Annotated in this window: 20 protein-coding genes; 5 read left to right on the top strand and 15 right to left on the bottom strand. The window is 69.4% G+C overall.

Features of this window, described 5'->3' with window-relative positions; all coding sequences use genetic code 11:
* Positions 1-97 precede the first annotated feature (97 nt).
* From AC3A6R_RS04360 to AC3A6R_RS04350, 3 genes are read right to left on the bottom strand one after another with little or no spacing between them, the layout of a single operon-like run.
* The gene (locus AC3A6R_RS04360) at positions 98-1,177 is read right to left on the bottom strand and encodes a patatin-like phospholipase domain-containing protein (protein ID WP_487863874.1); all 1,080 of its coding nucleotides are present in this window, start codon (positions 1,175-1,177) and stop codon (positions 98-100) included.
* Complete coding sequence (locus AC3A6R_RS04355; RefSeq protein WP_487859091.1) at positions 1,174-1,581, bottom strand: PIN domain-containing protein; 408 nt, start codon at positions 1,579-1,581, stop codon at positions 1,174-1,176. Before AC3A6R_RS04355 ends, AC3A6R_RS04360 begins: the two co-directional genes overlap by 4 nt.
* A gap of 8 nt (positions 1,582-1,589) precedes the next feature.
* Positions 1,590-1,847 carry a type II toxin-antitoxin system Phd/YefM family antitoxin gene (locus AC3A6R_RS04350; RefSeq protein ID WP_487859090.1) on the bottom strand — a complete coding sequence of 86 codons (258 nt, stop codon included), beginning with the start codon at positions 1,845-1,847 and terminating at the stop codon, positions 1,590-1,592.
* Between the two features lie 199 nt (positions 1,848-2,046).
* Between AC3A6R_RS04350 and AC3A6R_RS04345 the strand changes: the two genes are divergently transcribed.
* Positions 2,047-3,231 carry a hypothetical protein gene (locus AC3A6R_RS04345; RefSeq protein ID WP_487863873.1) on the top strand — a complete coding sequence of 395 codons (1,185 nt, stop codon included), beginning with the start codon at positions 2,047-2,049 and terminating at the stop codon, positions 3,229-3,231.
* 90 nt (positions 3,232-3,321) lie between these two features.
* On the top strand, positions 3,322-3,840 hold the full coding sequence (gene msrA / locus AC3A6R_RS04340; RefSeq protein WP_487863872.1) for a peptide-methionine (S)-S-oxide reductase MsrA: 519 nt from the start codon (positions 3,322-3,324) through the stop codon (positions 3,838-3,840).
* A gap of 15 nt (positions 3,841-3,855) precedes the next feature.
* Here the strand turns inward: msrA and AC3A6R_RS04335 are convergent, their stop codons facing one another.
* Positions 3,856-6,231, bottom strand: a complete 2,376-nt coding sequence (locus AC3A6R_RS04335) for a Tex family protein (protein WP_487863871.1) — start codon at positions 6,229-6,231, stop codon at positions 3,856-3,858.
* Between the two features lie 155 nt (positions 6,232-6,386).
* Here AC3A6R_RS04335 and AC3A6R_RS04330 point away from each other — a divergent pair, with 155 nt between their 5' ends.
* The 3 genes from AC3A6R_RS04330 (at position 6,387) to AC3A6R_RS04320 (ending at position 8,855) form a co-directional block, all read left to right on the top strand.
* Positions 6,387-6,764, top strand: coding sequence for a GIY-YIG nuclease family protein (locus AC3A6R_RS04330; RefSeq protein ID WP_487863870.1), 378 nt, complete (start codon positions 6,387-6,389; stop codon positions 6,762-6,764).
* Positions 6,765-6,861: 97 nt separating this feature from the next.
* A complete protein-coding gene (locus tag AC3A6R_RS04325) occupies positions 6,862-7,443 on the top strand; it encodes a DUF2239 family protein (protein WP_487863869.1) in 582 nt (193 codons plus the stop codon).
* Positions 7,440-8,855 (top strand): MATE family efflux transporter, encoded by a 1,416-nt coding sequence (locus AC3A6R_RS04320; protein ID WP_487863868.1) that lies wholly within the window; start codon positions 7,440-7,442, stop codon positions 8,853-8,855. Before AC3A6R_RS04325 ends, AC3A6R_RS04320 begins: the two co-directional genes overlap by 4 nt.
* Before the next feature lie 34 nt (positions 8,856-8,889).
* Here the strand turns inward: AC3A6R_RS04320 and AC3A6R_RS04315 are convergent, their stop codons facing one another.
* The 11 genes from AC3A6R_RS04315 to AC3A6R_RS04265 form a co-directional block, all read right to left on the bottom strand.
* Positions 8,890-9,366, bottom strand: a complete 477-nt coding sequence (locus AC3A6R_RS04315; protein WP_487863867.1) for a VOC family protein — start codon at positions 9,364-9,366, stop codon at positions 8,890-8,892.
* Positions 9,367-9,430: 64 nt separating this feature from the next.
* Positions 9,431-11,020: an MFS transporter gene (locus tag AC3A6R_RS04310; RefSeq protein ID WP_487863866.1), complete on the bottom strand. Its 1,590-nt coding sequence runs from the start codon at positions 11,018-11,020 to the stop codon at positions 9,431-9,433.
* Between the two features lie 141 nt (positions 11,021-11,161).
* The gene (locus tag AC3A6R_RS04305; protein ID WP_487859081.1) at positions 11,162-11,812 is read right to left on the bottom strand and encodes a PqiC family protein; all 651 of its coding nucleotides are present in this window, start codon (positions 11,810-11,812) and stop codon (positions 11,162-11,164) included.
* Positions 11,812-13,461: a PqiB family protein gene (locus tag AC3A6R_RS04300; RefSeq protein WP_487863865.1), complete on the bottom strand. Its 1,650-nt coding sequence runs from the start codon at positions 13,459-13,461 to the stop codon at positions 11,812-11,814. The genes AC3A6R_RS04305 and AC3A6R_RS04300 overlap by 1 nt, the downstream gene beginning before the upstream one ends.
* On the bottom strand, positions 13,458-14,174 hold the full coding sequence (locus AC3A6R_RS04295) for a paraquat-inducible protein A (protein ID WP_487863864.1): 717 nt from the start codon (positions 14,172-14,174) through the stop codon (positions 13,458-13,460). The genes AC3A6R_RS04300 and AC3A6R_RS04295 overlap by 4 nt, the downstream gene beginning before the upstream one ends.
* Entirely contained in the window at positions 14,171-14,803 is a 633-nt protein-coding gene (locus AC3A6R_RS04290; RefSeq protein WP_487859079.1) for a paraquat-inducible protein A, read from the bottom strand. Before AC3A6R_RS04290 ends, AC3A6R_RS04295 begins: the two co-directional genes overlap by 4 nt.
* 20 nt (positions 14,804-14,823) lie before the next feature.
* Positions 14,824-16,179: an MFS transporter gene (locus AC3A6R_RS04285; protein WP_487863908.1), complete on the bottom strand. Its 1,356-nt coding sequence runs from the start codon at positions 16,177-16,179 to the stop codon at positions 14,824-14,826.
* An 83-nt stretch (positions 16,180-16,262) separates the two neighbouring features.
* Entirely contained in the window at positions 16,263-17,453 is a 1,191-nt protein-coding gene (locus tag AC3A6R_RS04280; RefSeq protein WP_487863907.1) for a multidrug effflux MFS transporter, read from the bottom strand.
* Positions 17,454-17,575: 122 nt separating this feature from the next.
* Positions 17,576-18,166 carry a methylated-DNA--[protein]-cysteine S-methyltransferase gene (locus tag AC3A6R_RS04275; RefSeq protein WP_487863863.1) on the bottom strand — a complete coding sequence of 197 codons (591 nt, stop codon included), beginning with the start codon at positions 18,164-18,166 and terminating at the stop codon, positions 17,576-17,578.
* On the bottom strand, positions 18,163-19,335 hold the full coding sequence (locus tag AC3A6R_RS04270) for a YbfB/YjiJ family MFS transporter (protein WP_487863906.1): 1,173 nt from the start codon (positions 19,333-19,335) through the stop codon (positions 18,163-18,165). The genes AC3A6R_RS04275 and AC3A6R_RS04270 overlap by 4 nt, the downstream gene beginning before the upstream one ends.
* A gap of 38 nt (positions 19,336-19,373) precedes the next feature.
* On the bottom strand, positions 19,374-22,436 hold the full coding sequence (locus AC3A6R_RS04265; RefSeq protein WP_487863862.1) for an FAD-binding and (Fe-S)-binding domain-containing protein: 3,063 nt from the start codon (positions 22,434-22,436) through the stop codon (positions 19,374-19,376).
* Positions 22,437-22,443: the final 7 nt, after the last annotated feature.

Here is a 22,443-nt window from a genome sequence, read left to right as displayed (position 1 = left end):
GGCGGCTTTCTCTGACGGAAGTAAACATTCATTCTCGAAGCGCAACCACGGCGCCGCGCTCAGGGTTTGCCCGCCGCGCGCAGGCGCGGTTTTCTCATCAGAGCGGCAGCACGTCGCGCACGCGTTCCGCACCTGCGTCGAGCCAGGCCTCGAACTCGTCCGACAGCCGTTGGGCCTCGCGCGTGGCCTTGTGCCACGCGGCCACGCGCGCCGGCGTGTCGTGCGCAAAGTGAATGAAGTCCTTGCGGTCGGGCAGCTTGCCGTTGGGCAGCGAGCGCACCCACGCCGGGTCGGGCGCGAGCACCACCATGCGGTCGAGGAAGCCGGTCGCCCGGTGGCGCCAGCGCAGGCCCTTGTCGAGCCAGCCCGGCACCACCGCGCGCTGGAAATGCGGGTACAGCACGATGCCCTCGTCCGCCGGCTGGTAGTCGAGGTGCAGGTGGTAGTCGGTGATGCCGCCGTCCCAGTAGGCGCCGCGCGGCGCGCCCGGAATGTCGTGCACTGCGGACAGCAGGAACGGGATCGAGCACGAGGCCTGCAGCACCAGGTTGAAGTTCGCTTCGCTGAGCGCATGCTGGCGCGTACGGAAGTCGCGCGTGCCGAAAGGCAGCGCAGCGCCCGGCGTCGAGAACACGCAGCGCTCGAGCCACGCGCCCAGGCCCTTGCGGTACACGCTGTTGGTGGCAAAGGCGCCCAGGTAGCCGAAGGGCGTGCGCGCCCTGCCCTCGCGCCCGAGGATGTGGCGCCCGCGCGAGGTCACCACATGGAGCCGGTAGCGCGAATGCCCGAGCACCTCGCCGATGCGTCCGCCATAGAACGTGGTCAGGCTTTCCGCAAAGCGTTCGCTGAGTTGGTGCGGACTGAGCCGCTTCTGCCCCGGCGGAATATCGAACTGCTGGCGCACGTAGTCGTGCTCGAAGCGCTCGAAGGCCCTCTGCGGATCGGCCAGGCAGGCCGTCGCGAGCCGCCAGGCGCCGATCGATGCGCCCACCAGGTCGACCGGCTGGCTCGACCGGGCAAGCCAGCGCCCGAAGATGAAGCGGTCGAGCGGCCCGAGCACCAGCCCCTTGGGCCCGCCCGCCGCGCCGGGGATCGTGCGCACGTCGTTCGGGCGCAGGCCGTGCTGTTCGATGTGCCTGCGGGCCGCGGGGCCGGCGTAGATGCGCAGGGCTTTCATCGTTGCGCGAAGGGATCGAGCACCTCGACACCGAAACCCGCGAAGTCGCCGACGTTGCGCGTCACGACGATCAGCGCGTGCTGCTTGGCCGTGGCGGCGATCATCGCGTCCTCGTACAGAGTGTTCGAACTGCGATGCATCAGCTTGGCCCAGAGCCTGAAGGTTTCGGCATCCATCGGCAGCACGTTGTAGGACGCGGCAACCAGCGCGGCCCACTGCTCGATCTCGGTGGCCTTCGCGGAATCCTGTTCGCGGGTGAGTTCGATGCCGGCCTGAATCTCGCCCAGCGTGACCGCCGACAGGTGCAGGTCGGCGTCAGCGATCGGCGTCAGCCATGCGAGCACCGCGCCATGCGGGCGGGCTCTGCGCAGTTCCGAGATGACGTTCGTGTCGAGCAGGTACATGGCCGCTCTCAGCGCATCGGCGCGACCCGGCGCCGGCGCGCGTTGCCGCGCGGCGGCACCAGGAAATCGGTGCGCGCTTCCGCCGAGAGCAGCAGATCCTTGAGCGATGGCTGGGCCGTGGCATGCAGCCGCCGCCATTCCGCCGCAGGAACCAGCACGGCCGCTTCGGCGCCGCGCTTGGTCACCATCTGCGGCCCTTCGGCGAGGCATGCATCGAGAAATTCACTAAAACGCGCCTTGGCGTCTTGTACCGGCCAAGTCTTCATTGCGACCCTTCAGACTAGTTATCTGACTAGTTTAACACGGCCCATCGTGGGGGCCAGCGCCAAGTGCCGGCGTTGCTCCCAGGAAGCGGCACAAATGCACAGTTGCGATGGATGTCGCTCGGCGAAGGCGGCGCGCGCGGAACCGGTCCCGCCACCATGTCGGACCAACCACAAACACCATCCCAGAGAGTCCATTCCAATGACCCGCTTCAGTCGCTTTCATCAAAAGGTCTATTTCGGCACGGCGAGCCATCGCACCGCCTTGCAGCATCTGCAGGACGAAGGCATCGGCCGCATCGCGCTCATCAGCGACGAAAGCGCGCAGTCCCAGGGCGTGCTCGGTGTGCTCGAGGAAAGCCTTCAGTCGCTGGGCTTGCAGTTCGATACCCACCTGGCCGATCCCGGTGCCAAGTACGAAGATATCGTCACGCTGGCCGGGCGCATCAACACCCAGTCCTATGGGTGCTACATGTCGCTCGGCGGCAACTTCCTCAACTTCGTCGCCAAGTTCATCTGGATGCTGGCCGAGGATCCGCAGTTCGACGTCCGGCGGCTGAGTACCGACTTCGTGCAGGCGCAGCACGTGTCGGTGGTCCGCCGCGCCGGACGGGCCATCCATGTCGCCATTCCCGCCGCCTACATGCTCGGCGGCGAGTTCGGCCATTTCGTTTTCGCAAGCTTCCGCGACGACCTCACCAACGCCTACCTCGACGATGCGCTGCTGCCGACGCGCCTCGTGCTGGATCCGGCGCTGCTCACGACCGTAACCGCCGACGACCTGGCCGCCCAGGGCTTCGACTCCTTCACGCACTGCATCGAATGCTTCGCTCACGACGTCGACCTGCCGATCGTCAAGGCCGCGTGCCTGCAGGGCGCCAAGGCCCTGCACGACCACCTGCCCGCCCTGCTCGCCGATCAGGGCGACGTGGCCGCGCGGGCGCAGGTCCAGGCGGGCATCTGGGGCGGTAGCGTGGCGGTCAGCAACCTGTTCTCCGGCATCGTGCATTCGATGACCTCGATGTATTCGGCGAAGCTGGGCGTGCTGCACGGCGCGGCGCACGCCCTTACGCTGCCCGCCGCGATCGAACTCCTGGCCGAAGATCCGGCAACGGCCGCGCGCCTCGGCGAGATGGCGGCCCACCTGGGCATCGCCGCCGCGACGGACCCGCAGGCCGCGCACGAGCTCGCCCGCGCCACCGAGGCCTTCGCGCAGCGCATCGGGCTCGCCACGACGGTCAGCGGCGCGGGCATCGCACTCGACCGGTTCACGCGACTGCTGCCGGAGATGGCACGCGGCGCAGCCGCCTACCAGTCGACGCGGCTGATCTCGCGCCCCGCGGACGCCGCCCAGTTGCAGGCGATCCTCGAGGCTGCCGCCCGATGACGGCATGTGCTTGAATTGGTGCCATCGATCGTCACCTAACCCATTCCGGCCGCCTGTGTTACGGCGGCCGGTCACGCAAGGAGCACCACCATGAGTTCGACAGAAACCGCCATCCTCGCAGGAGGCTGCTTTTGGGGCATGCAGGACCTGATCCGCAAGATGCCCGGCGTCCTGCACACCCGCGTCGGCTATACCGGCGGGGACGTGCCCAATGCCACGTACCGCAACCACGGCACGCATGCCGAAGCGATCGAGGTGGTGTTCGACCCGGCGCAGACCAGCTACCGCGCGCTGCTGGAGTTCTTCTTCCAGATCCACGATCCGAGCACCCGCAACCGGCAGGGCAACGACCTGGGCACTTCCTACCGCTCCGCTATCTATTTCACGTCGCCCGAACAGAAGGCGGTGGCGCTGGACATCATCGCCGACGTCGATGCCTCGGGCTTGTGGCCGGGCAAGGTCGTCACCGAACTCGAGCCGGCCGGCCCTTTCTGGGAGGCCGAACCGGAGCACCAGGACTATCTGGAGCGCCTCCCGAACGGCTACACCTGCCACTTCGTGCGGCCCGACTGGAAGCTGCCGCGCCGCGACAAGGCCGCCGCGCGGTAGCCTCACCTCGCCGGCTCAGGGCCTGCGCAACCCCTGCAGCTTGGCGAACGCGCTGGCCATCTGCCCCGCGGGCTGCGGCGAGTTGTCTCGGCGCGGCCCCTGCTGGCCGCGGCCTGCGCCCTCGAAGCGGTTGTCGCGCGGGCCGTCGCGGCGCGCGGGCGCAGCGTCGAGCTTCATCGACAGGCCGATGCGCTTGCGCGCCACGTCCACTTCCATCACCTTGACCTTGACGATGTCGCCGGTCTTCACGACCTCGCGCGCATCGTTCACGAACTTGTGGCTCAGCTGGCTCACATGCACCAGGCCGTCCTGGTGCACGCCCAGGTCGACGAAGGCGCCGAACTGCGCCACGTTGCTCACGGTGCCCTCGAGGATCATGCCTTCGACGAGGTCGGCAATGTCGTCCACGCCGTCGTTGAAGCGCGCCACCTTGAAATCGGGACGCGGGTCGCGGCCGGGCTTCTCGAGCTCGCCGAGGATGTCCTTGACCGTGATGACGCCGAACTTCTCGTTCGCGAACAGCTCGGGCTTGAGCGTCTTGAGCATGTCGGCGCGGCCCATCAGCTCGGCGATGGGCTTGCCGGTCTTGACGATGATCTGCTCGACCAGCGGATAGGTCTCGGGGTGCACGCCGGTGATGTCGAGCGGGTCGGCGCCGCCGCGAATGCGCAAGAAGCCCGCGCTCTGCTCGAAGGCCTTGGGACCGAAGCCCGTCACGTCGAGCAATTGCTTGCGCGTGGAGAACGCGCCGTTCGCCTCGCGCCAGCGCACCACCGCCTTGGCCACGCTGCCCGACAGGCCCGAGACGCGGCTCAAGAGCGGCACGCTCGCGGTGTTGAGGTCGACGCCGACCGAGTTCACGCAATCCTCCACCACCGTCTGCAGCGTGCGCGCAAGCTCGCTCTGGTTCACGTCGTGCTGGTACTGGCCCACGCCGATGCTCTTGGGGTCGATCTTGACCAGCTCGGCCAGCGGGTCCTGCAGCCGGCGCGCGATGCTGGCGGCGCCGCGCAGGCTCACGTCCACGTCCGGCATCTCCTGCGAGGCGAATTCGCTCGCCGAATACACCGAGGCGCCGGCTTCGCTAACCACCACCTTCTCGACCGTCATCTCGGGTGCGCCGGCCTGTGCGGCCATCTTGGCGATCAGCTTGATCAGGTCGGCCGCGAGCTTGTCGGTCTCGCGGCTCGCGGTGCCGTTGCCGATGGCGATCAGGTTCACGCCATGCTTGGCGCAGAGCTTGCCGAGCGTGTGCAGCGAGCCTTCCCAGTCCCTGCGCGGCTCGTGCGGGAACACGGTGGCGGTCTCGACCAGCTTGCCGGTGGCATCGACCACGGCCACTTTCACGCCGGTGCGGATGCCGGGGTCCAGGCCCATCACCACGCGCGGGCCGGCCGGTGCGGCGAGCAGCAGGTCGCGCAGGTTGTCGGCAAACACCTTGATCGCGACCTTCTCGGCCTCTTCGCGCAGCCGCGTGAACAGGTCGCGCTCGGTCGACAGCGCGAGCTTCACGCGCCAGGCCCAGGCCACGCACTTGCGGATCAGGTCGTCCCCCGCGCGGCCGGCATGGCTCCAGCCCAGGTGCAGCGCGATCCGGCCCTCGGCGATGCTGGGCTTGCCCGGCTCGGGCTCGACGGGCAGCGCGAGCTTGGCGTCCAGGATCTCGAGCGAGCGGCCACGGAACACCGCGAGCGCCCGGTGCGAAGGCACGCGCCCGATCGGCTCGTCGTAGTCGAAGTAGTCGCGGAACTTGGCGACGTCGGGGTTGTTTTCGTCCTTGCCGGCCATCAGGCTCGACTTGAGCAGGCCTTCGCTCCAGAGCCATTCGCGCAGGCGCTGCACCAGCACCGCATCCTCGGCCCAGCGCTCCGACAGGATGTCGCGCACGCCGTCGAGCACCGCGGGCACGGCCGAGAAATCGGGGCCCGGCTTGCCGTCGTCGAGCGTGGTGGCGGGCTGCAGGAAGGCCTTGGCCTCGGCGGCGGGATCGAGCGTCGGGTCGGCCATGAGCTTGTCCGCCAGCGGCTCGATGCCGAACTCGCGCGCGATCTGGCCCTTGGTGCGGCGCTTCTGCTTGAACGGCAGGTACAGATCCTCGAGCTCCTGCTTGGTCGGCGCGAACTCGATCGCGGCGCGCAGTTCGGGCGTGAGCTTGCCCTGCTCGTCGATGGCCTTGATCACCGCGGCGCGGCGGTCCTCGAGCTCGCGCAGGTACGAAAGCCGGGCTTCGAGTTCGCGCAGCTGGGTGTCGTCGAGGCCGTCGGTCGCCTCCTTGCGGTAGCGCGCGATGAATGGAACCGTGGCGCCCCCGTCGAGCAGCTCGACGGCGGCCTTCACCTGATGCTCTCCCACCTTGATCTCGGCGGCGAGCTGGCGAATGATTTTCTGCATTGCTGAGTGGCGTCCCTGTCGCTGCGATCGGCCGGGCCGGTCGCGTTGGTCGAATGAAGCGCGGGAGTTTGCCATAGCGAAAAACGGCGACCCCAGCATTTTGATTTTTACCCGGGTATATTGACTGCATAGTTTTACCCGGGCAAAATTTCGGAATGATGCTTTCACACGACTCCCGGCGCGCGCTGACGCGCCAGTACAAGGAAACGGTGCGCCCCGCCGGCGTGTTCGCCATCCGCAACCTCGAGAGCGGCCGCGTGCTCGTGCTGGCGAGCCTCGACCTGACCAGCATGATGAACCGCCAGCGCTTCCAGCTCGACCAGGGCAAGCACCCCAACCGCGCGCTGCAGCAGGACTGGACCGCACTCGGATCCGGCGCCTTCCGCTTCGAGGAATTCGCGCGCGTGAAGGAGCGGGACGATCCCGCGTTCGACCGCGCGGCGGAACTCGAAGCGCTGTTCGCGCTGTGGTGCGAGGAATGCGACTGCCACGGCACGCAGGGCTACAACGGCCCCGCCAAGCGCAAGCCCTGACCGCATGCCCGCCGCGCCCATTGCGCTGTTTTTCCTGTCGCCGCGCGAGAAGCGCGGTCGGCGAAATTGTTCCCGGGTAAATTACCTCGCCACCGCCATGATTTCCAAGACCCCCGATCCTTCGACCGCCGCCTTGCCGGCCACCCTCACCGCCTTCTGCGGCTTCGAGCGCATTGCCCGCGGTTCGCGCGCCGAGGTGATCGCCGCGCTGCGCACCCGCGGCGACGCTGCAACCTGCCTCGTGTTCGACGACCACACCGGCATGCAGGTCGATCTCGACCTGCGCGACGCCGCGCAGCCGCCCGAGGCCGCCCTGCCGGGCGAGCCGCCGCGCGGCGTGGGCCGACCGAAGCTCGGCGTGGTCGCGCGCGAGGTCACGCTGCTGCCGCGCCAGTGGGAATGGCTCGCGCGCCAGCCCGGTGGCGCCTCGGTCGCGCTGCGCCGGCTGGTCGACGAAGCACGCCGAGTGCATGCCGGGCGCGATGCCGCCCGCGCCGCACGCGAAGCCGTCTACGGCGTGATGACCGGCTTGGCGGGCAACCTGCCGGGTTTCGAGGAAGCCACCCGCGCCCTCTTCGCGGGCGACCGCGCCGGCTTCGAAGCGCATCTCGCCGGCTGGCCCGACGATCTGCGCACCCATCTGCACGAACTGTCCGGCCCGAGCTGGCCCCAAGAATGAACGACAAGACCGAGAACGCCCCGCCCAACCCGAGCGGCCTGCAGGGCGCGCCCGTGGCACCCGTCGGTGCGCCGCGCGCGCTCTGGAAGACCTTCCTGTTCTTCCTGGCGCCGATGCTGCTCAGCAACATCCTGCAGTCCCTTTCGGGCACGCTCAACAACATCTACATCGGCCAGATGATCGGCGTCGGTGCGCTGGCCGCGGTGTCGAGCTTCTTTCCGGTGATGTTCTTCTTCATCGCCTTCGTCATCGGCCTGGGCGCCGGCGCCTCGGTGCTGATCGGCCAGGCCTGGGGCGCACGCGATGCGGCCAAGGCCAAGGCCATTGCCGGCACCACGCTCACTGTCGGCGTCCTCATGGGGTTGGTGATCGCGGTGTTCGGCGGCGCTTTCACCACACCGATGCTCGCCGCCCTGGGCACGCCGCCCGACGTGCTGGCCGACGCCACGAGCTATGCCCGCATCATGCTGATCGCGATGCCGGGGCTGTTCGTCTTCCTGCTGTCCACCGCCATGCTGCGCGGGGTCGGCGACACGATCACGCCGCTGATCACGCTGATCATCTCGACGGCGATCGGGCTCGTCGTCACGCCCGCACTGATCCGCGGCTGGGGCGGGCTGCCGCAGCTCGGCGTGGCGAGTGCCGCCTGGGCCAGCGTGCTCGCCTTCATGCTCGCGACGCTGTGGATGGGCTGGCGCCTGCACCGGCGCAAGAGCCCTCTCGCGCCCGACCTGGCCTTCCTGCACAGCATGCGCATCGATCCGAAGCTGCTCAAGGCGGTGCTCAAGGTGGGCGTGCCCACGGGCGTGCAGATGATCGTGGTGGCGCTGTCCGAACTGGTGCTGCTCTCGCTGGTCAACAGCCACGGCTCGAGCGCGACGGCGGCCTACGGCGCGGTCAACCAGGTGGTGGCGTACGTACAGTTCCCGGCCATCTCGATCGCGATCACCGCGTCGATCCTCGGCGCGCAGGCCATCGGCGCGGGCCGGGCCGACCGACTCGGCGCCATCGCCAAGACCGCGATGCTGATGAACCTGGCGCTGACGGGCGGGCTGGTGCTGCTGGGCTACCTGTTCTCGCGCCACCTCATGGGCTTCTTCATCACGAGCGCGCCCGTGATCGAGATCGCGCAGACGCTGCTGCACATCATGCTGTGGAGCCTGGTGATCTTCGGCATGGCGTCGGCCCTGTCGGGCATCATGCGCGCGAGCGGCTCGGTGCTGGTGCCCACGCTGATCTCGATCGTCTGCCTGCTCGGCCTCGAGGTGCCGGTTGCCTGGTTCCTCAGCGACCGCATCGGGCTCAACGGCATCTGGTACGCGTACCCGGTGACCTTTAGCGCAATGCTGCTGCTGCAAACGGCCTACTACCGCTTGGTGTGGCGCAAGAAGGCGATCGCGCGGCTGGTGTAGCTGCCCCGCCCTGCCGCTCACGGGCCGCGGCGGCTCAGTCGCCGTCGAAGGCGCGCTGGACCTCGGCGATGTCGAGCTTGACCATCTTCATCATGGCCCGCATCGCGCGCGCGGCCTTGGCCGAGTCCTTGTCCTGGAACATCCGGATCATCGGCATGGGCACGGTCTGCCACGACACGCCGAAGCGGTCGGTGAGCCAGCCGCATTGCAACGGCTGGCCGCCGCCCTCGAGCAGCTTCTCCCAGTAGTGGTCGACCTCGGCCTGGGTCTCGCAATGCACGGCCATCGAGATCGCCGGCGTGAACTTGTACTCCGGCCCGCCGTTGAGCACCATGAACGACTGCCCGTCGAGCTCGAAGGTTGCCGTCAGCAGCGTTCCCTGGCGCTCGGGGTTGGTCTCGCCCCAGAGCAGCGTGTCGGTCACCCGCGAGTTCGGAAAGATCGCGCTGTAGAACTTCAGCGCGTCTTCGCCGTTGCGGTCGAACCAGAGGCAGGGAACGATCTTCTGCATGGGAATCTCCTGGACTGTTGATGATGAACCGATGAGTTCAGTATCAACAGCCTACGCGCGCTTGTCAAGCGCGGTCGCCGCGTGCGCCTTCGATCATGCGCCACGCACTCAGCGCACTGAGCACCGCGAGCCCGGCGCTCAGCAGCATCACCCAGCGAAAGCCCGCAACGAAGGATTCGGCCACCAGCCCCTTGAGCGCGGCCGCGGTATCGGCGTCGACACCGGGCGGCAGTGCAGCGCCCGCAAGCTTGCTGCGCTCGGCCTCGAGGAAGGCCGACACTTCGGCCGAGGCGCCCATGCCGCGCAGCCCCTCGGCCAGCGTGGCATCGAAGGCCCATGCCATGACCACGCCGAACACCGCAATGGCCAGCACCGCGGCCGCGCGCGACACCGCGTTGTTCACGCCCGAGGCCACGCCCGCCTGCTCGGGGCCGACCGCGTTCATCACCGTGGTGGTGAGCGGCGCCACGGTCACTGTCATGCCGAAGCCCAGCACCACCACGGCGGGAAAGAACCCTTGCCAATAGCTCGCACCGACCCCGGGCAGCGCGAACAGCGCAAAGCCCACCGCCGCGATGGCGGGGCCGACGACCAGCGGCAGGCGCGGCCCGAAGCGGTCGACGAGCTGCCCGGCCCAGCCCGAAAGCGCGAACATGATGAGGATGAACGGCAGCAGCGCGGCACCCGCCGCGGTGGCCGAGTAGCCCTGCACCTGGATCAGGTTGAGCGGAAAGAAATACAGCCCGCCGCCGAGTGCGGCGTACAGCAGCAGCGTCAGCAGGTTGGCGCCGCTGAAATTGCCGATGCGAAACAGGCCGAGCGGCAGCATCGGCGTGCGCGTCCTGTGCTCCGCCACGACGAAGCCCGCGCTCGCGGCCAGGCCGACGCCCAGTGCCGCCAGCACCATGGGCGAATCCCAGTGCTGCGTCGGCGCTTCGATGAAGGCGTAGACGATGCCGCCGAGCCCGGCGGTCGCGAGCAGTGCACCGGCCATGTCCAGCCCGCCGCCGGCCGCGGCACCGCGGCTTTCGGGCACGTGGCGCCAGGCGATCCACAGCACCAGCAGCGCCATCGGCAGGTTGATGAGAAACGCCCAGGTCCACGAGAAGTGGTCGACCAGGAAGCCGCCGAGCACCGGACCGGCGGCGGCCGTGACGCCGCTGAAGCCCGACCAGATGCCGATCGCGCGGCCGCGCTCCTTCTCGGGGAAGGCAGCGCTGATCAGCGCCAGGCTCCCCGGCACCAGCAAGGCGCCGCCGATGCCCTGCACCGCGCGCGCCGCGATGAGCTGCTGCACGGTACCCGCGAGGGCGCAGCCGACCGAGGCGAGCGCGAAGATCGCGACGCCCACGGCGAAGATGCGGCGCCGTCCGAAGCGGTCGCCGAGCGCGCCGCCCACGAGCAGCAGCGCGGCCAGCAGCAAGGCATAGGACTCGACCACCCACTGCGCCTGGAACGCGGTGGCGCGCAGATCGGCCTGGATCGCCGGCAGTGCGACGTTGACGACGGTACCGTCGATGAAGGCCATGCTCGAACCGACGATGGCCGCGGCGAGCACCCAGGGCTTCGACGCCTCGGGACAGGCGTCTTCGCGCGCGGCGGCGCCGTGCAGGATCAGCGCGTGGTCGCAGGGTGGCTTGCCGATCTGGGCCATGGGGAGAGTCTCTGCTTTACTCCTTCCCCCTCTGGGGGAAGGTTGGGATGGGAGCTCCCTGCTTGCCACCGCGCGCCGCGCCTCGATGACCGCCGCCATGCCGCCCCCCCTGCCCTCCCCCGGAGGGGGAGGGAGAAAGACTCAGGCCGGGCATGCGGTGGCGGCCGGATTCGACCGTGCCGCGTTCACGCTGCGCGCCATCGCCGCCGCCGCGGCCGCGGTCAGGCGCTGTGCGCCCTGCGCCACCGCGTCGATACCGCTGGCGACCCCCTCGCCCACCTCGAACTGGCAGGACATCGAGCGCGCCTCGTCGGAGCGGCGCAGCGTCCAGCTGAAGGCCGCGTCGACGCGGCCGCCGTCGACCGCATCGAAGCGGCGCACCTGCACCGCGATGCGCCACGCGGGCTGTGCATTGGGCCGGCCGCCCTTGGTGACGTCGACCGCGCCGAGCCGGTCGGCAATGCCGCTCGCCAGCGCATCGCGCAATTCGTTCTCGAACGACGAGGCCCAGCGGTGCTGCTCGAGCACGTCGACCTGAACGCTGCCGGCCGAGCGCCCCACCACCATCTGCGGCCGGGCGAGCCGCTCGGGCACGGCAACGGGCGCGAGCTCGACATAGATCGGCGCGGCGGTGCCGAGCGTCGAGGGCGCGGCCTCCGCGGCCGGCACCGGGCTCGCCAGCGTGTAGTAGCTGTCGGACTTGCTCGCGCAGCCGGCAAGGGCAAGCAGCGCGGCGGCCGCCGCCAGGGCGGCGCGCGAGGCGAAGGGTCGGCCTGGTTTGCTGTTCTTCATCATTTCTTCTTGTCGTCCGGTTTGCCGCGCAAAAGCGATTCGGGATGGCGTTCGAGGTAGTCGGTCAGCACGCGCACCGAGCCCGCGGCGCGCGTCAGTTCGCGCAGCGTCTGGCGCATGTCCTGCTGCAGCGGCGAGTCGTCGGCCAGCGTGCGCTCGGCCGTGTTGACGGTCTTGCGCACGTCCTTCATGGCGGCCGCGAGCTCGGGCGTGACGTCGTTGTTGATGCGGCTCACCGCCTGCTCGGCCGTGGTCAGCGTCTTGTTGAGCGTGTTCAGCGTGGTGCGCAGGTCGGCCGCGATCTGCTCGTACGGCACCTTGTTGAGCTTGCTCGCGATCTCCTGCACCTGCGACTGAATCTCGTCCAGGCTGTTGGGCACGGTGGCGAGCTCGATCGGGTTCTTCTCGAGGTCGATCTTCGCGGGCGGCGCCTTGGGGAAGAAGTCGAGCGCCACATACACCTGCCCGGTCAGCAGGTTGCCGTTGCGCAGTTGGGCGCGCAGCCCTTTCTCGGCCAGGAAGCGCAGGCGCTCTTGCTGCGAGAAGCGTGACTCGGTGCCGCGTTCGCCGGCCCGGCGCCGCAGCCGGTCGGGGTAGACCTGCACCAGCACCGGCATGCGGAACTCGCGCGCATTGCGGTCGAACTCCACGCCGATCGACTTGACCTCGCCGATCACCACGCCGCGGAAGTCGACCGGCGCCCCCGGTGTCAGGCCGCGCAGCGACTGGTTGAAGTACATCAGCAGCGTCTGCGACGGGCCATCGGGCTCCTTCATCGCGGTGGTCTCGTCGCCCGCGAGCGCGAAGGCCGCGTTCTCCTCGGCGCGCGGCCCCATGGCGTCCTCGGGCGCGCCGAAGGCAATGCCGCCGAGCAGGATCGTGGCAAGCGATTGCGTGCGCAGCGTGAAGCCGCTCGCACTGAGCTGCGCGTCGATGCCGCTGGCCTGCCAGAAGCGGGTGTTGACGCCCACGAACTTGTCGTATGGCGCATTGACGAACACGCGCATCGTCACGCCGCGGCCATCGCCATCGAGTTCGTAGGTCGCGACCTGGCCCACCTTGATGCGCCTGAAATACACCGGCGATCCCACGTCGAGCGAACCCACGTCGGCGGCACGCAAAAGGAACTGCCGGCCCGTGGCGTCGCGCGTCACGATGGGCGGGTCTTCCAGGCCCTTGAATTCGCTCGCGGTCTCTTCCGACACGCCCGCATCGGCACCGATGTAGGCACCCGACAGCAGCGTGCCCAGGCCCGAGATGCCCGAGGTGTCGAGCCGCGGCCGCACCACCCAGTAGCGCGAATCCTCGGCGGTGAAGCTCTCGGCGTCCTTGCCGAGCTGCACCGTGACCCGCACGTGCGAGCGGTCGCGTGCGAGCCGCAGGCTCTGCACGGTGCCGATCTGCACGTCCTTGTACTTGACGGCCGTCTTGTTGGCCTCGAGGCCTTCGGCGGTCTCGAAGGTGAGCACGATCTCGGGTCCGCGCTCCATGATGATGCGCACCACCAGCATCACGCCCACCAGCGCGGCGACGATGGGTATCAGCCAGATCAACGATGGCAGCCATTCGCGCCGGCGCACCACGCGCGGCGGCGGAAGGCCCGGCGGCGTCGTCTGGTCATTGGCTTTGGCTTGGTCTTCGTCACTCATGCTGTTCTTGCTTCCCGGTCGTCACTGGTTGGTTCACGTCGTTCCCGATCGGCCTGCTGCTGCTGCTGTCGGCTGTCCCAGGTGAGCCTCGGATCGAAGCTCAGTGAGGCCAGCATGGTCAGCACCACCACCGACCCGAAGGCCGCGATGCCCACGCCCGCGTGGATCACCGCAAAGCCCTGGATCTGCACCAGTCCGGCCAGCAACGAGACGACGAACACGTCGAGCATCGACCAGCGGCCGATGATCTCGACGATGTGATAGAGCTTGGCGCGCTCGGGCCGGCGCCAGTCGCTGCCGCGCTGGGCCAGCACGGTCAGCAGGAGCAGCACCGTCAGCTTGAACAGCGGCACCAGAAAGCTCGCGATGAAGATGATCGCCGCGAGCCCGTAGGAGCCCGAGATCCAGAAGTAGATCACGCCGCTCAGGATGGTGTCGTACTGCGCGCCGAACAGCGAGCGCGTGATCATCACTGGCAGCAGATTGGCCGGGATGTACATGATGCAGGCCGCAATGAGGAAGGCCCAGGTGCGGCTCAGGCTGTAGGGCTTGCGCCGGTACAGGTGCGTGCCGCAGCGCTCGCAGCGCTCGCCTTCGGCCGCATCGCGCCACACGGCGTCGCAGTGCGGGCAGGCCAGCAGTCCCATCGAGGCGGCGGTCGCGAGCGGCGTGTCTTCGCTGTCGTCGGGTACTTCGCGGTAGAAACCCTTCACGCGCCCTCCTCCCGCGGCTCGCCGGGCGGGCGAAAGGTCATTTCCCAGAAGGCGTTGGGGTTGAACGACAGCACCGCCGTGAGCATGACCGTGAGCGCCATGAAGGCCCAGAGCGCCGGCCCGGCCACCACCGTGGCCATGCTCGAGAGCTTGACGATCGCCACCAGCACGCCGAGCAGGAACACCTCGACCATGCCCCACGGTCGCAGCATCTGCATGGCGCGCACCAGCATCGCGAAACCCGCGGGCCGGCGCTGATGCCGCAGCGGCACAAGCAGGTAGGCCAGGATGCACAGCTGCAGCAGCGGAAAGAGCAGCGTGGTGGCCAGCACCAGCAGCGCCACGATCGACATGCCCTCGCTGCTCAGCACCACCACCGCGCCGGCCAGCGTTGTCTGGCTGCGCAGGCCCTGCAGTTCGATCTCGACGATCGGGAACAGGTTGGCGATGGCGAACATGATCAGGCTTGCGAGCGTCAGCGGCAAGATGCTGCGCTGCAGGTCGCCCGGGTGCCGGTAGAGCTCGGTGCCGCAGCGCGCGCAGCACGACACCTCCCGCCGCGCGAGGCGCGCGCGCTGGAAGACCGCGTCGCAGCCCGGGCACACCACGGTTTCAGGTACTTCCGTCATGGGGTCGTACCCTAACCGATTCAGCCCGCGTGCCCCGTCGTCTTTAACCGCAGAGTGCTGAAAACTGCCGCTGCGCCGGCAAAACAGGCGGCCAGCACCAGCGCCACCACCGGCCCATGGCCGCCGTGCGGGCTCCAGATGCTGAAAACGCCGGCCAGCACCACGGCGCCGAGCGTCTGGCCGGTGAGCCGTGCGGTCCCGAGCATGCCGCTGGCCGCACCGCTTCGGTGCGCGGGCGGCGAGGTCACGATCGTGTGGTTGTTCGGCGACTGGAACAGGCCGAAGCCCAGGCCGCAGACCGCCATGCGCCAGGCGATGTCGACGTTGCCGGGATCCGCGGGCAAGGCGGCCAACAGCGCCAGGCCGAGCGCGAGCAGGCCCAGGCCGATGCCGCCGAGCAGCCCGTCGGGATAGCGCCCGATCAGCCGCCCCGCGAACGGCGCCATGGCCACGATCGCGAGCGGCCAGGCGGTGATCAGCAGGCCGGCCTCGAGGTGGCTGCGGCCATAGGCCTCGAGCAGCAGGAAAGGCAGCGCGATGTAGGCCAGCATCTGGGCGCAGAAGGCGGCCACCGAAGTGCCCATCGACAGCGCGAACACCGGGATGCGCAGCAGGTCGATCGGAAACAGCGGCACCGCGAGCCGGCGCTGCCGCCGCAGGTAGACGAAGCCGACCGCCACGCCGGCCAGCAGGATCGCCCAGGCCGACCAGTGCGCGCCGCCGCCTGCCGCTGCCGGGTCGCGCACGCCGAGCCGGTCGACGCCGAGGAACACCAGCGCGAACATCAGCACGTTGAGCGCCACGTCGATGGGCGAAAAACGCAGCCCGGCCGCCGGCGGCACGCGGTTGAACGGCAGCGACTTCAGGCCCAGCGCGAAGACCAGCACCCCGAGCGGCACGTTGAGCGCGAACAGCCACGGCCACGAGGCCACCGACAGGATCGCCGCCGCCACCGACGGCCCCGCCACCGAGGACGTGGCGACCACCATCGAGTTGATCGCCATGCCGCGACCGAGCAGCGCAGCAGGAAACACCAGCCGCACCAGCGCCGCATTCACGCTCATGATCCCCGCAGCACCGAGGCCCTGGAAGGTGCGCGCCGCGATCAGCGTGGCTAGCGAATTCGCGAACATGGCGCCGACCGAGGCCACGGTAAACACTGCCATGCCCACCAGGTAGACGCGCCGGTAGCCGACCAGGTCGCCGAGCGAGGCCAGCGGCAGCAGCATCACGAGCGTCGCGATCTGGTACGCGTTGACCACCCAGATCGCATGCGAGGCGCTGGTCTGCAGCTCGTGTGCGATGCCCGGCAGCGCGAGGTTGACGATGGTGCCGTCGAGCACCGCCACCATGATGCCGAGGATGATGACCAGCATCGCGTTGCGGCGCGCCGGCTGGGGCAGCCCGTCGACGACCTGCGGCGCCTCGCCGGCCGGTGCTTGCGTGCCTGCGGTGCCCCTCACGCCCCCTGCACCCTGCGTCCGGGCTCGGTGCGCACGCGGCCCAGCGTGAGCCAGGTGAGCACCAGCGAAACGAAGGCGCCGGTCGCCATGCCGGTGACCATCGGCAGCGGCCGTCCGTCGCTGAACAGGCCCACCACGGCCATGGCCAGTGCGCCGGTCAGCATCTGCAGCGTACCGAGCAGCGCCGAGGCCGTGCCGGCGATGGCGCCGTGCATCTCGAGCGCGAGCACCCCGGTAGTCGGGATCACCAGGCCCATGAAGCCCGAGGCGATGAAGTACAGCACGATCAGCACCCATAGGCTGTCGCCGCCGGCCGCGAAGTAGACGAACATCGCGAGCATGGTGACGCTCGACGCCACCACGCCGAACTTCACCAGCGCCACGAGGCCATGGCGCTCGCCCAGCGGGCCGGTGAGCTGCGAGGCGCCGATGAAGGCCGCCGCATTCACGCCGAAAGCCACGCTGTACATTGCGGGCGAGAGGCCGTAATGGTCGATCATCACGAACGACGAATTGGCCAGGTAGGTGAAGAAGCCCGCCATCGCGAAGCCGCCGATGAACACCAGGCCGAGATAGTGCCGGTCGCGCAGCAGCAGCCAGTACGCGGCAAGCGCGCTGCCAATGCTGCTCTCGACGCGCTGCGACGGCGGCCGTGTTTCCTTGAGCTGCGCGGCCGTCATCGCGAGGCCCGCGACCGCCGCGATCGTCACCGCCCAGAACACGCCGCGCCAGCCTGCGACCGCGATCACCGCGCTGCCCACGAGCGGCGCAAGGATCGGCGAGACGCTGAACACCAGGATGAGCAACGACATGAGCCGCGCGGCGTCGGTGCCGGTGTGCAGGTCGCGCACCACCGCACGCGGAATCGCCATGCCCGCTGCCGCGCCCAGGCCCTGCAGCAGGCGCAGCACGATCAGCGTCTGGATGTCGGTGGCGAGCGCGCAGCCGATGCTCGCCAGCGCGAACAGCGCCAGCCCCGCATAGAGCGGCGGCTTGCGCCCGACCATGTCCGAGACCGGCCCGAACAGCAGTTGGCCCGCGCCGAGCGAGAGGAAGAACGCCGTGAGGCTCATCTGCACCGCACCGATGTCGGCGCCGAGCGTCTGGCCGATGGCCGGCAGCGCCGGCAGGTACATGTCGATGGCGAAGGGGCCGATGGCGGACAGCAGGCCCAGCAGCAGAGCCATCTTGAAGAACGGAGAAGAAGGAGAACGAGAACGCATCGCGGCAATTGTCGCCAAGCGCGGCGATCGCTGCAGGCGTGGGGTCGTCGCCGGCGCGTTCAGCTTTTTTCAGTACAGCGTGGCGCTCAGAACAACGGCAGCGTCCCGCTCGGCGTGGCGCCCTCGATGTCGAGCATCTTCAGCTTGGTCAATGCCCCGCCGCCGGCCGAGAAGCCGCCCGGCCTGTTGCCGGCCGCGAGCACGCGGTGGCACGGCACCACGGGCGCGAACGGGTTGAGGCCCATGGCCTGCCCCACCGCGCGTGAAAGGCCCAGGTCACCGAGCTCGGCCGCGATCTCGCCGTAGGTGCGGGTCTGGCCCGGCGGAATGCGGCGCGCGATCTCGTAGACGCGGCGATGAAAATCCGACACGCCGGCCATGTCGAGTTCGATGTGGCGCAGGTCGTCGTGCGTGCCGTCGAGCAGTGCCTGCACCGCAGCGATGGCGCGCAGTGCGCTCGCGGGCGGCGCGGCCTCGGCCAGCGCGGGAAAGCGCTGCCGCATGCGCCGCCGCGTGGCCTCGGCGCCGGAGTCATCCTGCGGCAATTGCACGCCGACGATCAGCCCGCGCGGTCCCCAAGCGAGGCCGCAGGCGCCGATCGCCGTGTCGAACACGGCAAAGCCCGGCGCGTTCGCGTCGTCGATCGGCAAGGCGGTGTCGTCGATGGCAGCGGTCATGGGCGCCATTCTCCGCCCTCGCGCAGCGGACGCTGGCGCGCGGCCAGCAGCGCCCCACCCCACAGCACGATCGCCGACGCCACGAGGCCGCGCGCCAGTCCGCCCGGCCCATCGGAGATCCAGCCCGTCACGGTCGGCCCGACGATCTGGCCGAGCGCGAACACGACCGTGAAGGCGCTGATGCCCTGCGCCCACTGCGCGTGCGGCAGGTTGTGGCGCACCAGCGCGGTGGTCGAAGCCACCACCGACAGGAACACCGCGCCGAACAACAGTCCCGAGGCCAGCGCCACCGGCACCGACGCGCTGAGCACCGGCAGCAGCGTCGCGATGCCGAGCAGCCCGTTGAGCAGCGCCTGCGGCCGCCCGCCGCGGTGGCGCTCCAGAAGCCCGGCCCAGAGCCGCGAGGACGCGATGCAGGCCAGGCCGAGCAAGGCATAGAACAGGGTCACGAACGCGGTGCCCGCACCTTGCTCGCGCAGCAGCGCAATCACGAAGGTCATGTAGCCGATGTAGCCCACGCCGAACATGCCGTAGCCCGCAAGCGCCCAGCCGAAGCGGCGCAGCGTGGCGGCGTCGCCGGCCGAACCCGGATGCGACGCAGCCGCTGCGGGTGCCGCAGGCCGGACCGGCATCGCACGCGCCGCCCAGCCCAGCAGCCCGGTGCCCGCCGCACAGGCCAGCGCCAGCGCCCACCACGCCCAGGCCCAGCCGTGCGGCTGGTCGACGGCAGCACGCAGCACCTGCGGCACCAAGAGCGCCGACAGCACGATGCCGAAGCCGGTGCCGCCGTAATAGATGCCCAGCAGCAGCCCGCCGCGCGCGGAGCCAGCCTCGCCGAGCCGCGCGGCCATCAGCCCGCCGGCCACGAAGACCCAGGCGCTCGCGATGCCGGCCAAGAGCCGCTGCAGCAGCAGCGCGGGCGCCGCGCTCACGAAGCCGCTGCCCGCCATGAACAGGCTCGTGAGCACGGCGCCCACCATCAACAGCCGCGCCGTGCCGAAGCGGCGCATCAGCGCCGGCGTGGCGAGTGCGCCGAGCAGGTAGCCGATCGCGTTGGCGGTGTTCATGCCGCCCGCCAGCGCATAGGTCCAGCCCAGGTCGTCACGCATCGGCGGCAGCAAGAGCGCATACGAGAAGCGCGCGATGCCCAGCGAGACGGCCGCGCCCATCGAGAGCGCGAACGCGAGCCGCAGCGTGGGCGGGTCGTTCACCCCGCGTCCGGCAGCAGATGCCGCTCCAGCAGCACCGCCACATGCACCGCCTCGCGGGCCGCGCCATCGGCGATCTGGTGCCGGCAGCTCGTGCCGTCGGCCACCACGATGGCCTCGGGCCGCGCGCGGATCGCCGGCAGCAGGCTGGCCTCGGCCATCCGCATCGAGACGTCGATGTGGCGCGCCTCGTAGCCAAAGCTGCCGGCCATGCCGCAGCACGAGCTCTCGATCAGCTCGGGTTCTGCGCCGGGGATGAGCCGCAGCACCTCGAGCACCGGGCTCACCGCGCCGAAGGCCTTCTGGTGACAATGGCCATGCAGCAGGATCGGGGCGGTGGCGGGCGTGAGTGCGAGCTGGAAGCGGCTGGCCTTCAGCTCGCGCGCAATGAACTCCTCGAACAGCAAAGCCTGCTTCGCCACGGTTTCGGCCTTCTTGCCGAAGCCCATCACCAGGGCTTCGTCGCGCAGCGTGAGCAGGCACGAGGGCTCGAGGCCGACGATGGGAACCCCGGCCTCGGCCAGCGGCCTGAGCGCGTCGATCAGTGCTTCGGCACGGCGCTTGGCCTCGCTCACCATGCCGCTGGCCAGGAAAGTGCGGCCGCAGCAATGGTGCCCGCCGCGCTTCTCGACCGTGTGCAGCGTGTAGCCGGCGGCCTTGAGCACGCGGGCCGCCGCCAGCGCGTTCTCGCTTTCGAAGGTGCCGTTGAAGGTGTCGACGAAGAGCACCGCCGCCCGGCCGCCGTTCGCCTGCACCGACAGCACGGCCTCGCGGCTGGCGAACATGCCGTGCAGGTCGGCCTTGGCGCGCCAGAAGGTGTCGGAGCGCCATTCGGGCAGCGAGCGGCGGGCCGAAAAGCCCAGCAGTTTCTCGCCGAGCCAGGCCGCGCCGGGCACCGTGTTGCGCAGGTTCATGAGCCACGGCACGCGGCTCGCGCGGTGCGCGTAGTCGGGCATGCGGGCCACCAGCCGGTCCTTGAGCGTGTGGCCATGGCGTTGTTTGTAGTGGTCGAGGAACTCGATCTTCATCTTCGCCATGTCGACGCCGGTCGGGCAGTCGCGCTTGCAGCCCTTGCAGCCAACGCACAGGTCCATGGTCTCGTGCATCTCCTCGCTGGTAAAGGCGTCGGGTCCGAGCTGGCCCGAGAGCGCGAGCCGCAGCGTGTTGGCGCGGCCGCGCGTCAGGTGCTGCTCGTCGCGCGTCACGCGGTAGCTCGGGCACATGGTGCCGGCATCGAACTTGCGGCAATGGCCGTTGTTGTTGCACATCTCCACGGCCTTGGCCAAACCGCCGGTGCTGTCGCCACCGGTGCCGGGCGCGGTGGTTTCCTCGGTCACCGGGTCGGCGTTCACGTTCCAGGCCGACCAGTCGAGCACCGGCTTGAGTTCGATGCGGCGGTAGGGCCTGGGTGCCGTGGGCGGCGCGAAGCGGAACAGCGAACCGTCGTCCATGCGCGGCGGATCGACGATCTTGCCGGGGTTGAAGAGGCCGATCGGGTCGAGCTCCTGCTTGATCGCGCGGAAGGCCTCGTTGATCGCCGGGCCGAACTGCCACTCGATCCATTCGCCGCGGCACAGGCCGTCGCCATGCTCGCCGCTGAAGGCGCCCTTGTACTTGCGCACCAGCGCCGCGGCTTCCTCGGCGATTGCGCGCATCTTGGCGGCGCCATCGACGCGCATGTCGAGGATCGGCCGCACATGCAGCGTGCCGACCGACGCATGCGCATACCAGGTGCCGCGGCTGCCGTGGCGCGCGAACACCTCGGTCAGCGCATCGGTGTATTCGGCCAGGTGCGCGAGCGGCACCGCGCAGTCCTCGATGAAGCTGACCGGCTTGCCGTCGCCCTTGAGGCTCATCATGATGTTGAGGCCGGCCTTGCGCACTTCCCACAGGTTCTTCTGGCGCGCCTCGTCGGGCATCTCGACCACGCTGCCGGGCAGGCCCAGGTCGCCCATGAGCTCGACCAGCCGCGCGAGCTGCGGCAAGAGCGGCGCCTTCTCGGCGCCCGAGAACTCCACCAGCAAAATCGCCGCGGGCCGGCCGATCAGCGCGGTTTCGACCGTGGGCTTGAAGGCCGGGTTGGCAAGGCTCAGCTCGATCATCGTGCGGTCGACCAGCTCGACCGCCGTGGGGCCGAGCTTCACGATGTGCTGGGCCGCGTCCATGGCCGCATGGAAGGTCGGAAAGTTGACGACGCCGAGCACCTTGGCGCGCGGCAGCGGTGCGAGCTGGAGCTTGAGGCTCTTGGTGTAGGCCAGCGTGCCCTCGGCGCCGATCAGCAGGTGCGCGAGATTGACGCTGCCGTCGGCGGTGTAGGGCCGCTCGCTCTGGTTGTCGAAGATGTCGAGGTTGTAGCCCGCCACGCGGCGCATCACCTTGGGCCAGTGCTGCGCCATGGCGTCGTGGTGCTTGCGCGCGAGCCCGTGCACGAATTCGGCAATGCCCGCCGCGCGCGCACCGAGCGTGCGCTGCGGACCGAACTCGACCAGCTCGCCGTTCGACAGCCAGGCGCTCGCGCCCAGCACGTTGTGCACCATGTTGCCGTAGGCGATCGAGCGCGAGCCGCACGAGTTGTTGCCGGCCATGCCGCCCAGCGTGGCCTGCGCGCTGGTCGACACGTCGACCGGATACCAGAGGCCGTGCGGCTTGAGCTGCGCATTCAGGTGGTCGAGCACCAGGCCGGGCTCGACGGTGGCGGTGCCCTCTTCCACGTTCAGCTCGAGCATGCGCCGGAAATGCTTGCTGTTGTCGATCACCAGCGCGGCGCCGGTGGTCTGGCCGCACTGGCTGGTGCCGCCGCCGCGCGCGAGCACCGGCACCTTCAGCTCGCGCGCGATGTCGATCGCGCAGGCGACGTCGGTGTCGTTGGTCGGCACGAAGGCGCCGACCGGCGTGATCTGGTAGATCGAGGCGTCGGTGGCGTAGCGGCCGCGCGAGCCGCTGTCGAACAGCACTTCGCCCTGCGTCTCGGCGCGCAGCCGGCGGGCCAGCGCTTCGCAGGTCTCGTTGGGCGGCAGGACGGTTCCGGCTGGCTGCATGTGGCTGGCGGGATCGATGCGCATGAAGGGG

It is taken from the genome of Variovorax sp. Soil_C_19 (assembly GCF_057657255.1).
The sequence above is the reverse complement of the archived record's forward strand: the minus strand, read 5'-3'. Positions and strand labels throughout refer to the sequence as shown.

What these genes read in the sequence shown, in the direction of transcription:
- AC3A6R_RS04360 (WP_487863874.1), bottom strand. Translation starts at nt 1,177, where the DNA reads ATGAAAGCCCTGCGCATCTACGCCGGCCCCGCGGCCCGCAGGCACATC.
- AC3A6R_RS04355 (WP_487859091.1), bottom strand. Translation starts at nt 1,581, where the DNA reads ATGTACCTGCTCGACACGAACGTCATCTCGGAACTGCGCAGAGCCCGC.
- AC3A6R_RS04350 (WP_487859090.1), bottom strand. Translation starts at nt 1,847, where the DNA reads ATGAAGACTTGGCCGGTACAAGACGCCAAGGCGCGTTTTAGTGAATTT.
- AC3A6R_RS04345 (WP_487863873.1), top strand. Translation starts at nt 2,047, where the DNA reads ATGACCCGCTTCAGTCGCTTTCATCAAAAGGTCTATTTCGGCACGGCG.
- msrA (WP_487863872.1), top strand. Translation starts at nt 3,322, where the DNA reads ATGAGTTCGACAGAAACCGCCATCCTCGCAGGAGGCTGCTTTTGGGGC.
- AC3A6R_RS04335 (WP_487863871.1), bottom strand. Translation starts at nt 6,231, where the DNA reads ATGCAGAAAATCATTCGCCAGCTCGCCGCCGAGATCAAGGTGGGAGAG.
- AC3A6R_RS04330 (WP_487863870.1), top strand. Translation starts at nt 6,387, where the DNA reads ATGATGCTTTCACACGACTCCCGGCGCGCGCTGACGCGCCAGTACAAG.
- AC3A6R_RS04325 (WP_487863869.1), top strand. Translation starts at nt 6,862, where the DNA reads ATGATTTCCAAGACCCCCGATCCTTCGACCGCCGCCTTGCCGGCCACC.
- AC3A6R_RS04320 (WP_487863868.1), top strand. Translation starts at nt 7,440, where the DNA reads ATGAACGACAAGACCGAGAACGCCCCGCCCAACCCGAGCGGCCTGCAG.
- AC3A6R_RS04315 (WP_487863867.1), bottom strand. Translation starts at nt 9,366, where the DNA reads ATGCAGAAGATCGTTCCCTGCCTCTGGTTCGACCGCAACGGCGAAGAC.
- AC3A6R_RS04310 (WP_487863866.1), bottom strand. Translation starts at nt 11,020, where the DNA reads ATGGCCCAGATCGGCAAGCCACCCTGCGACCACGCGCTGATCCTGCAC.
- AC3A6R_RS04305 (WP_487859081.1), bottom strand. Translation starts at nt 11,812, where the DNA reads ATGAAGAACAGCAAACCAGGCCGACCCTTCGCCTCGCGCGCCGCCCTG.
- AC3A6R_RS04300 (WP_487863865.1), bottom strand. Translation starts at nt 13,461, where the DNA reads ATGAGTGACGAAGACCAAGCCAAAGCCAATGACCAGACGACGCCGCCG.
- AC3A6R_RS04290 (WP_487859079.1), bottom strand. Translation starts at nt 14,803, where the DNA reads ATGACGGAAGTACCTGAAACCGTGGTGTGCCCGGGCTGCGACGCGGTC.
- AC3A6R_RS04285 (WP_487863908.1), bottom strand. Translation starts at nt 16,179, where the DNA reads ATGCTGGTCATCATCCTCGGCATCATGGTGGCGGTGCTCGACGGCACC.
- AC3A6R_RS04280 (WP_487863907.1), bottom strand. Translation starts at nt 17,453, where the DNA reads ATGGCTCTGCTGCTGGGCCTGCTGTCCGCCATCGGCCCCTTCGCCATC.
- AC3A6R_RS04275 (WP_487863863.1), bottom strand. Translation starts at nt 18,166, where the DNA reads ATGACCGCTGCCATCGACGACACCGCCTTGCCGATCGACGACGCGAAC.
- AC3A6R_RS04270 (WP_487863906.1), bottom strand. Translation starts at nt 19,335, where the DNA reads ATGGGCGCGGCCGTCTCGCTGGGCATCGCGCGCTTCTCGTATGCGCTC.
- AC3A6R_RS04265 (WP_487863862.1), bottom strand. Translation starts at nt 22,436, where the DNA reads ATGCGCATCGATCCCGCCAGCCACATGCAGCCAGCCGGAACCGTCCTG.